The 13398-nt window shown below is 62.4% G+C and carries 12 protein-coding genes and 2 tRNA genes; 3 read left to right on the top strand and 11 right to left on the bottom strand.

Annotation, left to right across the window (positions count from 1 at the left end; all coding sequences use genetic code 11):
* Nucleotides 1-8 precede the first annotated feature (8 nt).
* Entirely contained in the window at nucleotides 9-548 is a 540-nt protein-coding gene (locus AC0J5J_RS10345; RefSeq protein WP_134370585.1) for a peptidylprolyl isomerase, read from the bottom strand.
* A gap of 124 nt (nucleotides 549-672) precedes the next feature.
* On the opposite strand from AC0J5J_RS10345, the gene AC0J5J_RS10340 reads away from it, so the two are divergent.
* Entirely contained in the window at nucleotides 673-1212 is a 540-nt protein-coding gene (locus tag AC0J5J_RS10340) for a hypothetical protein (RefSeq protein WP_474897869.1), read from the top strand.
* Between the two features lie 321 nt (nucleotides 1213-1533).
* Here the strand turns inward: AC0J5J_RS10340 and AC0J5J_RS10335 are convergent.
* From AC0J5J_RS10335 to dnaA, 10 genes are all read right to left on the bottom strand, one after another.
* A tRNA-Ala gene (locus tag AC0J5J_RS10335) sits at nucleotides 1534-1606 on the bottom strand.
* Between the two features lie 42 nt (nucleotides 1607-1648).
* A tRNA-Ile gene (locus tag AC0J5J_RS10330) sits at nucleotides 1649-1722 on the bottom strand.
* An 85-nt stretch (nucleotides 1723-1807) separates the two neighbouring features.
* Nucleotides 1808-2215 (bottom strand): DUF3566 domain-containing protein, encoded by a 408-nt coding sequence (locus tag AC0J5J_RS10325; RefSeq protein ID WP_134364748.1) that lies wholly within the window; start codon nucleotides 2213-2215, stop codon nucleotides 1808-1810.
* Nucleotides 2208-4700, bottom strand: coding sequence for a DNA gyrase subunit A (gyrA, locus tag AC0J5J_RS10320; protein ID WP_474900215.1), 2493 nt, complete (start codon nucleotides 4698-4700; stop codon nucleotides 2208-2210). Before gyrA ends, AC0J5J_RS10325 begins: the two co-directional genes overlap by 8 nt.
* A gap of 115 nt (nucleotides 4701-4815) precedes the next feature.
* The gene (gyrB, locus tag AC0J5J_RS10315; protein WP_134424607.1) at nucleotides 4816-6792 is read right to left on the bottom strand and encodes a DNA topoisomerase (ATP-hydrolyzing) subunit B; all 1977 of its coding nucleotides are present in this window, start codon (nucleotides 6790-6792) and stop codon (nucleotides 4816-4818) included.
* A gap of 121 nt (nucleotides 6793-6913) precedes the next feature.
* The gene (locus tag AC0J5J_RS10310; RefSeq protein WP_241972730.1) at nucleotides 6914-7402 is read right to left on the bottom strand and encodes a DciA family protein; all 489 of its coding nucleotides are present in this window, start codon (nucleotides 7400-7402) and stop codon (nucleotides 6914-6916) included.
* Nucleotides 7395-8612 carry a DNA replication/repair protein RecF gene (recF, locus tag AC0J5J_RS10305; protein ID WP_474897867.1) on the bottom strand — a complete coding sequence of 406 codons (1218 nt, stop codon included), beginning with the start codon at nucleotides 8610-8612 and terminating at the stop codon, nucleotides 7395-7397. Before recF ends, AC0J5J_RS10310 begins: the two co-directional genes overlap by 8 nt.
* Before the next feature lie 5 nt (nucleotides 8613-8617).
* Entirely contained in the window at nucleotides 8618-9505 is an 888-nt protein-coding gene (gene gnd / locus AC0J5J_RS10300; protein WP_134424610.1) for a phosphogluconate dehydrogenase (NAD(+)-dependent, decarboxylating), read from the bottom strand.
* A 21-nt stretch (nucleotides 9506-9526) separates the two neighbouring features.
* Entirely contained in the window at nucleotides 9527-10675 is a 1149-nt protein-coding gene (dnaN, locus tag AC0J5J_RS10295; RefSeq protein ID WP_134424611.1) for a DNA polymerase III subunit beta, read from the bottom strand.
* Between the two features lie 366 nt (nucleotides 10676-11041).
* The gene (gene dnaA / locus AC0J5J_RS10290; protein ID WP_134424612.1) at nucleotides 11042-12460 is read right to left on the bottom strand and encodes a chromosomal replication initiator protein DnaA; all 1419 of its coding nucleotides are present in this window, start codon (nucleotides 12458-12460) and stop codon (nucleotides 11042-11044) included.
* Between the two features lie 400 nt (nucleotides 12461-12860).
* Between dnaA and rpmH the strand changes: the two genes are divergently transcribed.
* Nucleotides 12861-12998 (top strand): 50S ribosomal protein L34, encoded by a 138-nt coding sequence (gene rpmH / locus AC0J5J_RS10285; RefSeq protein WP_104100646.1) that lies wholly within the window; start codon nucleotides 12861-12863, stop codon nucleotides 12996-12998.
* An 8-nt stretch (nucleotides 12999-13006) separates the two neighbouring features.
* The gene (gene rnpA, locus AC0J5J_RS10280; RefSeq protein ID WP_474897865.1) at nucleotides 13007-13396 is read left to right on the top strand and encodes a ribonuclease P protein component; all 390 of its coding nucleotides are present in this window, start codon (nucleotides 13007-13009) and stop codon (nucleotides 13394-13396) included.
* Nucleotides 13397-13398 lie beyond the last annotated feature (2 nt).

Raw genomic sequence — 13398 nt, 5'->3', positions numbered from 1 at the left:
AAGGGAGCCTAGACCTGCTCGACGGTGACGCTCTCGATGACAACTTCCGTCAACGGACGGTCGCGGCCGTCGGTGGGAACCGTCGCGAGCTTCGCGACGATCGCACGGGAGTCCTCGTCTTCGACGGCGCCGAAGATGGTGTGCTTGCCCTGCAGCCAGGTGGTCGGCACGACGGTGATGAAGAACTGCGAGCCGTTGGTTCCGCGGCCGCCCTGGATACCCGCGTTCGCCATGGCGAGCACGTAGGGCTGGGTGAAGTCGAGGTCAGGGTTGATTTCATCGTCGAACTGGTAGCCCGGTCCACCGGTGCCCTGGCCGAGCGGGTCGCCGGCCTGGATCATGAAGTCCTTGATGATGCGGTGGAAGACCGTGCCGTCGTAAAGCGGCGCGTTGGAGGTCTGACCGGTGGCAGGGTGCTTCCACTCGATCTCACCGGTCGCGAGACCGACGAAGTTCTTGACGGTCTTCGGCGCGTGATTGCCGAAGAGGTTGACCTTGATCGGTCCGAGGGTGGTGTTGAGAGTGGCGACAGCGGTGTGCTTAGACATGGCACCAATTCTTGCACAGCCGAATTCGGGCAATCCGATGGACACCCGCGCACCCAGAGCCCTCCCAGACGATTGCGTGGCAAGATGGACAGTGTTAGCCACATGACATCGATGGAGGGTCCAGATGAGCCTGTCACGCAAGCGCCGCAAGGAACTTACTCGGCTGCGTAAGAGCGCAGACGAATTATGGAACAACCAGCAGGAAGTGCTTGAGCGTGCCAACGCCATCGCACGGGAGGCCAGCCGCCAGGCCGGCATCCTCACCCGCGAAGAAGTAGTACCCCGCGTGCGTGATAGCTACGATCACCTCCTGCGCCCCGGAGTGCAGGCCACTCAGGACATGGCCGAAGGCGTGCGCCACCAGGTCGTCGACCGGTTGCTCCCCGGCATCGGCAGTGGAATCGGCACGGCCATCGGCTCCGTGATGAGCGTCGGGGACATCGCACGCGACGCACGAGTTCGCGCTGCGCTGAACCGCGTGCGGTTCCAGAAGCCCGTTGTGATCGAGAAGAAGGGCCCGGGCGCCGGCACCTACATCGCGCTCGGTGTCGCCCTGGCGGCCGCCGCCGGCGTCGCGTACGCCGTCTGGCAGACCTTCCGCGCCGATGACGAGCTGTGGGTCGCCGAAGACGAGCCCGCCGCCGCCACGTCGGTCGAGGACTAGTCCTCAGCACGAGTTCAGCTACTCAGGGGAGGGCCCGCATCCAGTGGATGCGGGTCCTCCCCTTTTGTGTGCGTGAGGGGGCTGCGTCAGGGCACTGCGGGCACGGCGCCTCGTAGCGGTCCCCGCAGGCCTGATGGGCCTTGAGAGCGCTCAGGGAGCGGCCTGAGCGCTGTGGAGGGGCTTCGCGCCTCCGAGCCAGGGATCTGCCACGGGGAGCCCCTTCGTTCGCTCCTTCGTCGCTCACTGCGGGTTCGATTCGCAGTGTTCTATTAAATGAGTAACGCCCGGCCCCAAAAAGCGGGGCCGGGCGTTACTCATTTGTGGAGCCACGGGGAATCGAACCCCGGACCTCCTGCTTGCAAAGCAGGCGCTCTACCAATTGAGCTATGGCCCCGCATGTTCACGGGGAGTGTGTGCTGTGGTGGTGACTCTTGCGTGGGGATACCGGGATTTGAACCTGGGACCTCTTCGTTATCAGCGAAGCGCTCTAACCAACTGAGCTATATCCCCCTCTTTGGGCAGGTTTGAGACTACCCGATGCGGCGGGAATCTCCCAATCGAGCCGCACAACGACTCGATTGGGAGGATCCGACGACTAGTTGTTCGTGAAACCGACGAGCAAACCGCCGGTGATCTTCACGCTCAGGTTGTACAGAACCGCGTAGACGGCTCCCAATGCGGTGATGACGACCGTGTTCAGAATCGCCACGACGAAGGCGAAGCCCATGACATTGCCGATCGACAGGATGCTGGCCAGATCCGAGGACGCACCCGCGATGTCGGTGTACAGGTCGTCGATCTTGCCGAAGATCCCGGTTCCGTTCAGGATCGTGAAGATCAGGAACGTCGCCACGATCGTGACGATGCCCAGGCACAGCGCGATCAGGAAGGACAGTTTCACGGCCGACCAGAAGTCCACGTACACGAGCTTGAGCCGGACCTGTTTGGTCGCGGCCGGCTTGCGGCTGGATTTCTTGGCGAGCTTTTCAGCGACACTACTCATTTACAGGTACTTCCTCTCCCAAGGCGCTTTCCGGATCGGCCGCAATGATCTCGGCCACCAGGTTGCGCTCGGTGTTCTTCGCGATAGCGATGATTCTGTCTTCATCCGCAAACTTAGCGAAAACGACACCCATTGTGTCTCGTCCCTTGGCGGGGACCTCGGAGACGTCAGAGCGTACCACCTTGCCGCTGGCGAGGACCACGAGCACTTCGTCCTCCTCATCGACGATCAACGACCCGACGAGGTCTCCGCGATCGTCACTGAGCTTGGCGACCTTGATGCCCAGACCGCCGCGGTTCTGCAAGCGGTACTGGTCGGCGGCGGTGCGCTTGGCATAACCGCCCTCGGTCACGACGAACACGTAACCGTCGTCGGAGACCACGGAGGCGTCCAGCAGGCTGTCCTCGCCGCGGAAATGCATGCCGATCACGCCGGACGTGCTGCGTCCCATCGGGCGCAACGCTTCATCCGATGCCGTGAACCGGATCGACATTCCCTTTTTGGAGACGAGCAGCAAATCGGAGTCGTTCTCGACGAGCAGGGCCGAAACGAGCTCGTCGCCCTCGCGGAGCTTGATCGCGATGATGCCGCCCGTGCGGTTCGTGTCGTACTCGCTGAGCGCGGTCTTCTTGATCAGGCCTTCGCGAGTGGCGAGCGTCAGGTATTGCGCCACGCCGTAGTCCCGGATGTCCAGGATCTGCGCGATCTCTTCTCCCGGCTGCAGCGCGAGCAGGTTGGCCACATGCTGGCCCTTGGCGTCGCGGCCGGATTCCTGCGCCTCATAGGCCTTGGCCCGGTACACCCGGCCCGTGTTCGTGAAGAACAACAGCCAGTGGTGCGTGGTCGTGACGAAGAAGTGCTCGACCACGTCATCCGCACGCAGCTGGGCGCCCTTGACGCCCTTGCCGCCGCGGTGCTGGTTGCGGTAGTTGTCGCTGCGGGTGCGCTTGATATAGCCGCCACGGGTGACGGTGACGACCATCTCCTCTTCGGGGATGAGGTCCTCGATCGACATGTCGCCGTCGAAACCGAACATGATCTCCGTGCGCCGGTCATCGCCGAACTTGTCGGTGATCTCGGTGAGCTCGTCGCTGATGATGGTGCGCTGGCGTTCCGGGCTGGCCAGGATCGACTGGAACTCCACGATCAGCAGTTCCAGCTCGGCAGCCTGGTCGATGATCTTCTGTCGTTCCAGGGCGGCCAGTCGACGCAGCTGCATGGTGAGGATCGCGTCGGCCTGGAGCTTGTCCACGTCGAGCAGGTGCATCAGGCCGGTGCGGGCGTCGTCGACGGTGGGGGAGCGACGGATGAGTGCGATCACCTCGTCGAGGGCGTCGAGGGCCTTGAGATAGCCACGCAGAATGTGCGCATCCGCTTCGGCCTTCTTCAGCCGGAACTGGGTGCGCCGCACGATGACTTCGATCTGGTGGGCGACCCAGGCGGAGATGAAGCCGTCGAGCGACAGGGTGCGCGGAACCCCGTCGACGATGGCCAGCATGTTCGCGCCGAAGTTCTCCTGCAGCGGGGTGTGCTTGTAGAGGTTGTTCAGCACCACCTTCGCCACCGCGTCGCGCTTGAGCACGATCACGAGGCGCTGGCCCGTTCGCCCGCTGGTCTCGTCACGGATGTCGGCGATGCCGCCGATCTTCCCGTCCTTGACCAGGTCGGCGATCTTGATCGCGAGGTTGTCGGGGTTGACCTGGTACGGCAGCTCGGTGATCACCAGGCAGGTGCGGCCCTGGAGTTCCTCGATGCTGACGACGGCGCGCATGGTGATCGAACCGCGGCCGGTGCGATAGGCATCCTGGATGCCCTTGATGCCGAGGATCTGCGCGCCGGTCGGGAAGTCGGGACCCTTGATGCGCTGGATCAGCGCTTCGAGCAGTTCCTCGCGGGACGCTTCGGGGTTCTGCAGATACCACAGGGCGCCGGCGGCCACCTCGCGCAGGTTGTGCGGCGGGATGTTGGTGGCCATGCCCACGGCGATGCCGACGGAGCCGTTGACCAGCAGGTTCGGGAAGCGCGAGGGCAGCACGGTGGGTTCGAGGGTGCGACCGTCGTAGTTGTCCTGGAAGTCGACGGTGTCCTCGTCGATGTCCCGCACCATCTCGAGCGCGAGAGGGGCCATCTTCGTCTCGGTGTACCGCGGTGCGGCGGCGCCGTCATTGCCGGGGGAGCCGAAGTTGCCCTGGCCGAGGGCGAGCGGGTACCGCAGGCTCCACGGCTGGACCAGGCGCACGAGAGCGTCGTAGATCGACGAGTCACCGTGGGGGTGGAACTGCCCCATCACGTCGCCGACCACGCGAGCGCACTTGGAGAATGCCTTGTCGGGACGGTAACCGCCGTCGAACATGGCGTAGATCACACGGCGGTGCACGGGCTTCATCCCGTCGCGGACATCGGGCAGGGCGCGCCCGACGATGACGCTCATCGCGTAGTCGAGGTAGGACCGTTGCATCTCGAGCTGCAGGTCGACCTGGTCGATCCGGCCGTGCTGTGCGTGATGCGCGGCCTTCGCCGCGGTGTCGGCCGCAACGGATACGGTGTCAGCCTCGGTCGGTTCGGAGCCTTCGCCGAAGGTGCCCCCGGTGGTGGTGTCGTCAGATGTCAAGGAAACGCACGTCCTTCGCGTTTTTCTGGATGAAGTTACGGCGGGACTCGACGTCCTCGCCCATCAGGGTGGAGAAAATTTCATCGGCGGCGGCAGCATCGTCGAGAGTGACCTGCAGCAGAGTGCGGGTCTCGGGGGCCATGGTGGTTTCCCACAGCTCCTTGTAGTCCATCTCGCCGAGACCCTTGTAGCGCTGGATCCCGTTGTCCTTGGGAATGCGCTTGCCGGCTGCGGCGCCGTCGGCCAGGAGAGCATCGCGCTCCCGGTCGGAGTACACATATTCGTGCGCTGAGTTGGCCCATTTGAGGCGGTACAGCGGCGGCTGGGCCAGGTAGACGTACCCCAGGTCGATCAGAGGACGCATATACCGGAACAGCAATGTGAGCAGCAGGGTCGTGATGTGCTGGCCGTCGACGTCGGCGTCGGCCATCAAAACGATCTTGTGGTACCGCACCTTGTCCGGGTTGAACTCTTCGCCCATACCGGCGCCGAAAGCCGTGATCATGGCCTGAACCTCGGCGTTGCCGAGGGCCCGGTCGAGCCGGGCCTTCTCCACGTTCAGGATCTTGCCGCGCAAGGGAAGAATCGCCTGGAACTCCGGGTTGCGGCCCTGCACCGCGGAACCGCCGGCCGAGTCACCCTCCACGATGAAGATCTCGGAGAGGGACGGGTCCTTGCTCTGGCAGTCCTTGAGCTTGCCGGGCATGCCTCCACCCTCGAGGAGACCCTTGCGCCGCGCGGTCTCGCGCGCCTTGCGTGCGGCCATCCGGGCATTCGACGCCTGAAGCGCCTTGCGGATGATCTCCCGCGCCGGGTTGGGATTGCGGTTGAACCAGTCGGACAGCTGGTCATTGGCGACCTTCTGCACGAACGACTTGGCCTCCGTGTTGCCGAGCTTGGTCTTCGTCTGGCCCTCGAACTGCGGTTCCGCCAGCTTGATCGACACCACGGCGGTCAGACCCTCGCGCACGTCGTCGCCGGTGAGATTGTCATCCTTTTCCTTCAGGATGCCCTTTTCCCGGGCGTACTTGTTGACCAGGGTTGTCAGGGCGGCGCGGAAGCCCTCTTCGTGGGTTCCGCCCTCATGGGTGTTGATGGTGTTCGCGTAGGTGTGCACGCTTTCGGTGTACGCGGTGGTCCACTGCATCGCCACTTCGAGCGCCATCTTGCGTTCGTGGTCTTCCCACTCGAACGAGATGATGTCGTCATTGACCAGGTCGGCCTTCTTGGCCTTGTTCAGGTATTCGACGTAGTCGACGAGGCCGTTCTCGTAGAGGAAGTTCTTGGTGACCGGCTTACCCTCGTCGTCGAGGTTCTCCGGTCGCTCATCCGTGAGAGTCAGGCTGAGCCCCTTGTTCAGGAAGCCCATCTGCTGGAAACGGGCCCGCAGTGTCTCGAAGTCGAAGACGGTCGTTTCGAACGTCTCCGCGCTCGGCCAGAAGGTGATGGTGGTGCCGGTCTCGTCGGAAACCTCATCCATGGTGAGGGGAGCGTTGGGCACGCCATCGTGGAAACTCTGGCGCCAGACGTGGCCCTGACGGCGCACCTCGACCTCGAGGCGGCTCGACAACGCGTTGACGACGGAGCTGCCCACTCCGTGCAGCCCGCCGGACACCGAATAGCCGCCGCCACCGAACTTGCCTCCGGCGTGCAGCACGGTGAGCACGACCTCGACGGTCGAGCGGCCCTCCGCCTTGTGAATGTCGACCGGGATTCCACGGCCGTTGTCGGCGACGCGAACCGCGCCATCTGCCAGAATCCTAATGTCGATGGTGTCGCAATGACCGGCGAGGGCCTCGTCGACGGAGTTGTCCACGATCTCGTAGACAAGGTGGTGCAGACCGCGAGGTCCGGTGGATCCGATGTACATTCCGGGACGCTTGCGAACGGCCTCGAGTCCTTCGAGGACTTGGATATCATCTGCGCCGTAGCCGTGCTCCGGCTCGATCTGTGGGTCAACTGACATCTGAAATTGGGCTCCTGACCGTCGCGCGGGCGACCCTTGAGCTTATCAAACGGGTCAAGGGGTCAGGGCCAAATCGGGCATCTGAGGCGTTTATTTCACAGGGTTGACCTGTTTTGTCTAGTTACCCGTAGGTATCGCGTGGACCGCGCCCTGGAATTGATCTGGGACCCTTTTTCCAGGAGGGCGCGTTGGGCCCTTGAAAACGGATCGACTCGATTCCGGCATCCGGATACTTCACGGCGATGTGCGTCATGATTTCAACCCGCATCATGCGCAGCTGCGTGGCCCAGGCCGTCGACTCGCACTGCACGGTGAGCACACCCTCGTCGATCCCGGCCGGGGTGGAATGCTTCGACGTCTCCTCACCGGCGAGTTCGATCCACGATGCCAGCAATTCGGATTGGGCCAGCGGCGAATTCCAGCCGAGCTGCAGGGTCAGGGAATCGATTGTGTCCCCCAATCCGCGCGGATCACGTCCGGCGCCGAAGGGGACACTCGACCCGATTTCTGCCCCCGGACGCCGGCGGGCCCGGATGCGTTTCGCGTTCGGGTCGCCGAAGACATCCTTGAAGCGCAGGTAGACGCGGGCGGCCTCGCTCGATTCAGCCATCGACGACCGAGCCGGCATTGATATGGATGGTGTGGGCCGTGAGTTCCTCCGGCACGTCTTCCAGAACCGCGGCGGTGATCAGGACCTGCTCGAATCCGGTGACGGCGGCGGCCAGACGGCGACGACGGGACAGATCCAGTTCGGCGAACACATCGTCCAGGATGAGGACCGGGTCACCGGTCGCGGAGTCGCGACGCAACAGCTCAGCGGAGGCGAGTTTCAAAGCGAGCGCGAAGGACCAGGACTCCCCGTGACTGGCGTAACCCTTGGCCGGCAGGGAGTTGAGCATGAAGATAACGTCGTCGCGATGAGGACCGACCAGGGTCATGCCTCGGTCGAGTTCCTTGCGGCGGAGCTCCGCCAGCGCCGTGCGGAAAGACTCCCCGGTGGTTGAGCCCGTCGAAACCGAGCCCGTCGAAACCGAGCCCGTCGAAACCGAGCCCGTCGAAACCGAGCCTGACGGAACGGCCTCGCCGGAACCACCCGCCTCGATCGCGGCATCCTCGTCGGCGCCGAGGATGCTGAGCAGAGGCAGCAGCGCCGGCCCGTGGTTTTCGCCTGCGACGGCCTGGTAGGCCGCACCCAGCGGCTCAGCGAGTAGACGAACCAACTCGGCACGTTCATCGATGATCTCGGAGCCGAGAGCCACGAGCCGGTCGTCCCAGATTTCGAGGGTGCCGAGTTGGGTGGTGCGCAGCCCCGAAGCGCGCGCCGATTTCAACAGGGTGTTCCGCTGTCGCAGGACGCGGTCGTAGTCGGCGAGCACGCCGGCCAGACGTGGGGTGCGCAGGACCAGGAGCTGGTCGAGAAAACGTCGACGGCCGGACGGATCGCCGCGCACCAGGGCCAGATCCTCGGGTGCGAACAGCACGCTGGAGAAATAGCGCGTCAATTCTCGGGTCTTGATCACCGAACGGTTGACCTGAGCCCGATTCAGTCCCGTGCGGTTGATCTGCACCTCGGCCAGGATCTCACGCCCGTTGTATTCGAGCCGTGCCCGGATGATCCCGGCATCCTGGCCGGCCCGGATCATGGCCGAGGTGTTCGACACCCGATGTGAGCTGAGGGTGCTGAGGAATCCCAGTGCCTCGACGAGATTGGTCTTGCCCTGGCCGTTGCGGCCCACGATCAGGTTGGGTCCCGGCGCGAACGGAACCTCGACTTGCGCATAGTTGCGGAAGTCGGTCAGCGACAGGTGTGTGACCCGCACTCGGGTCAGTCAGCCGTTTTGACGGCGTGGCCACCGAACTGATTGCGCAGGGCTGCGACGGCTTTCATCGCGGGGGAGTCATCCTGACGGGAGACGAAACGGGCGAAGATCGCCGCGCTGATCGTCGGAACGGGGACGGCATTGCTGATGGCCTCTTCGATGGTCCACCGCCCCTCTCCGGAGTCTTCGACGAAACCCTCGATGTTCGCCAACTCGGGGTCTTCTTCCAGAGCACGGACCAGCAATTCGAGCAACCAGGAGCGTACGACGGTTCCGCGTTGCCAGGCTTTGAAGACCCCGGGAACATCGGCGATCAGGTCGTCGCGCTTCTCCAGCAGTTCATAGCCCTCGGCGTATGACTGCATGAGCGCATATTCGATCCCGTTGTGGACCATCTTCGCGTAGTGCCCGGCACCGACCGCCCCGGCATGCACGAAGCTCTCATCCCGCGGGCCCGCCGGGCGCAATGCGTCGAATACGGGCATGGCTCGCTCCACCTGGTCGGCCGACCCGCCGACCATCAGGCCGAAACCGTTGGTCAGCCCCCACACGCCGCCGGAAACGCCGGCGTCGATGTAGTGCACCCCCACGGTGGCCAGCAAGGCCGAGTGGGCGAAATCATCCGTGAAGCGCGAATTGCCACCGTCGATCACGAGGTCGCCGGAGCTCAGCACCGTGGCCAGCTCAGCGATCACGGCATCTGTCACGGCTCCGGCCGGAACCATGATCCAGACCAGGCGTGGGGTCGGAAGGGTTTCGATCAGTTCGTTCACCCCGGCAACATCCGAGACGTCAGGGTTCTGGTCGAAACCGGTGACCTCGATCCCGTTCGCCTGAAGCCGAGCGCGCATATTGGCGCCCATTTTACCCAGGCCGATGATGCCGATGTGCATTGCAGTCCTTCCGAGACTTCTCTAGCGCAACAGCAGGTTGGGCTGGAGCAGGTACTTGTAGCTATCGGCGCCTGCCTGCTCCCGCGAGGTCTGGCTGGTGATGAGCACGGGACCGGGCTTGTTGGGGTTCTCGGTCTTGGTGAACGAGATCCGCACGAATTCGGAATGAACCGCGCCCAGGCCGTCGAGTAAGAACTGCGGTTTGAGCGAAACGACCGTGTCCGTGCCGGACAGGATCGCATCAATGGTCTCGGAGGCCTGAGCCTGCTCGGATCCGACAGCCTCGAGGGTGAGGCCGTCCGCGGTGAACGTGAAACGCAGGGCCGCTTCCCGCTCGAGAACCAGTTGCACGCGGCGGGTGGCCTCGATCAGGTCAGCGGTGTTCATGACCGCGTAGTTGTCCACATTGTCGGGGAAAAGCCGCCGAACGGGCGGGTAGTTTCCCTTGATCAGCAGTGAAGTAACGGTTTTCTTATCGGCCGTGAACGCGATCAGCTCGCGGTCGTCCGTGTTGGTGATCGCGATCGAAATCGTTCCACTGTGGCCGAAGGTCTTTCCGACTTCCTGCAGGGTGCGGGCTGGAACCAAGGCCGTCACAGTGTCGGTCGAGGTTGTGCTGCCCTTGTCCCAGTCGATCTCGCGAACGGCCACGCGGTAGCGGTCGGTGGCTACCAGGCTGAGGCTGTTCTCGGTGATCTGCAGCTGAACCCCGGTGATCACGGGAGTGACGTCGTCGCGGGAGGCGGCCACGGCGACCTGCGCGACTGCAGCCGAGAATTCTTCGGCCGGTACGAGACCGGACTGCGCGCTGACCTGCGGGATACTCGGGTATTCCTCAACGGGCATAGACAGCAGGGTGAAACTGGCGCTGCCGCAGCTGACCGTGATGCGGGACTCGTTGGTCGAGAACCGAACGGGTGCGTTCGGCATCCGGCTCGCGATGTCGGCCAAAAGCCGGCCGGAGACGAGAACTTTGCCGGTTTCTTCCACGTCTGCGGCGATTTCGGTTTGTGCCGAAACCTCGTAGTCGAACGAGGAGAGGATCAGGCCGGTTGCCGTCGCCTCGATCAGCACACCGCTCAAAATGGGCAGCGTCGTGCGCTGGGGGAGGAGCTTGACAGCGAAAGAGACGGCTTCACTGAAGACGTCCCGGTTGGCCTGAAATCTCACGAAGTCACTCCTGTTCGGTTTGAGACCTGGATACGGCCTCAATGGTAGTCGTGTTTGGCCGGGCACTTTTTTGTAACCGGCCGGCACTAAAGGTTGTCGGATGGAGAGAGATAGAAGTTAATTGTTAATCTTCTTAACCGGTGTGGAAACTGTGGATAACTATTTGGATCCCGCTTAACGACTGGGAACTACAAACTTGTAACTTGTTGGCAGCCTGTGAGTGTTAATCACCCATCGGTGCCGGGCCGTGATTCGGCCGGAGGGAGTTTGCACAACAACCGCAGGAGTTTCAACAGGTTGTGCCCAGTTGTGTAAACAATTTCCACAGGGTTATCCACAGGTGTGAAAACCGCCGCAAAATGGGTCTTATTTGTAGCGGTGGTTCTGCTTGATGCGGTTTGTGAGCTCCGTCACCTGGTTGTAGATCGACCGGCGCTCTTTCATCAATTCGCTGATTTTCTTGTTGGCGTACATGACCGTGGTGTGGTCGCGGTTGCCGAACAACTGGCCGATCTTGGGCAACGAGAGGTTTGTCAGCTCACGGCAGAGGTACATCGCGATCTGGCGAGCCGTGGCGATCGCCTGAGAACGAGACGACCCGTAGAGGTCATCGACGGACAGCTTGAAGTAGTCGGCGGTGTTGGTGATGATGTCCACCGGCGCGATCACGTTGTCCTCATCGAGAGTGATCAGGTCCTTGAGCACGGTCTGCACCAGGTCCATGTCCACCGGTGTGCGGTTGAGGCTGGCGAAGGCCGTCACTCGAATCAGCGTGCCTTCCAATTCACGGATGTTGGATGAGACCTTGGACGCCATGAATTCGAGGATGTCGTGCGGAACCTGGAGTTTTTCGCTCTGAGCCTTTTTGCGCAGGATGGCGATGCGGGTTTCGAGGTCGGGCGCCTGGACATCCGTGATCAGACCCCACTCGAAGCGTGAGCGCATCCGGTCTTCGAAACCGGTGAGGTGTTTGGGCGGGAGGTCACTGGTGATGACCACCTGCTTGTTGTGGTCGTGCAGAGTGTTGAAGGTATGGAAGAAGGCTTCCTGGGTTTCCGCCTTGCCCTGCAGGAACTGAATGTCGTCGATCATCAGGATGTCGATGTTGCGGTACCGGGACTGGAATGCGGAGCCGCGGTTGTTCGCGATGGAGTTGATGAAGTCGTTGGTGAATTCCTCCGAGCTGACATAACGCACACGGATGCCGGGGTAGAGGCTCATTGCGTAATGGCCGATGGCGTGCAGCAGGTGTGTTTTGCCGAGGCCAGACGAACCGTAGACGAAGAGTGGGTTGTAGGCCTTCGCCGGTGCCTCCGCCACAGCGACCGCGGCAGCATGAGCGAAGCGGTTGGACTGCCCGATCACGAAGTTGTCGAAACTGTATTTCGAGTTGAGTCGGGTGTCGTGCGGGCGTTCGGGAGAGCTGCTCTCAAAAACCGACTGCGGCGCTGCCGGCGTTTCCACATCAGGGGGAGAGGTGGACTCGTGTACGGGCCTGATCGACTCCTTCTCCAGCTCCGGATTGACGACCACATAGAACGTGGACACTGCGGAGGCCTCATCGAGTTGGCCCATCGCTGTCAGCAACGGCACACGCATCCGCTGGTTGAGCATGCTGGCCGTGAACTCGTTCGGGACCTCGAGGTAGAAGGTTCCCGCGGCAATTCCCTTGGGCTCGACTAAATTGAGAAAGCCGTACAGCATGGGGGTGATGCTGTCGTCGGATTCCAGACTGGTCAGGACAGACCGCCAGGTATCCGCGATGGGCTGTTCGTCGGTGGCCATGGTTTTTCTCCGCTTTTCTCTCAGTGTTGCCTTCTACAACGACGGAGATCGAGGCGCGGCTCGACTCTGAACGCGTGATCCAGCCAAAGCATCCACAAGGTTATCCACCGCCTGTGGGCAAATAAGCCCCAATTCACAGGCAATGTTGAAAACCTGTGGATAACTTGTCCTCACGGTAGTCAATCACCGCCAGTCAGGCCAAATTCGTTCGCATTTCGTGCGCGTGTCGATGATCCAACTGAACCAAACTGTGTGTAGAACGAGGATTCTGGGAGGTCGAGTTTGACCATCACCTGTCAAAGCCGTAGTTTTAATCAGTTGACCCCAGCCCGAGGGCTACCTCACTCTTTCCCGGCCGCTCAGTTTGGCCTACGGAGATTTAACACGTGGAGACAAAACAATGAGCAAGAGAACTTTTCAGCCGAACAATCGCCGTCGCGCCAAGGTGCACGGCTTCCGCCTTCGCATGAAGACCCGTGCCGGCCGCGCGATTCTCGGTGCTCGCCGTCGCAAGGGTCGCATCGAACTCTCCGCTTAAGCACGCTCGTGCTCGCGGGGGCCCATCGCATCACCACCGGTGACGACTACAAGTTGGTGGTCCGCCGGGGTGTGCGGGTTGTGGGCCCGCATCTGGTGACCTATCTGCGCCGGAATTCCGATGGAGTTTCAGTGCGGTTCGGCTTCATCGTTGCTAAAAACGTGGGCGACGCCGTGCGGCGCAACCGTGTTCGGCGCCGGTTGAAGGCAGCAAGCTTCGATTTGCTTGCCTCAACCCGGCCCGGCACGGATATAGTGATCCGGGCTCTGCCCTCGGCGACGAATGCGCCCTGGTCGATTCTGCATGCGGAATTGGCCGATGCGCTGGGGAAATTCCAGCGCACGTCGAGTTCCCCCGCGGTCGGCAGCAACCAGACGTCGACCCGAACGGCTCGATGACC

Source organism: Cryobacterium sp. TS_SC_7 (assembly GCF_056156285.1).
This window is presented reverse-complemented; position numbering and strand designations above follow the sequence as displayed.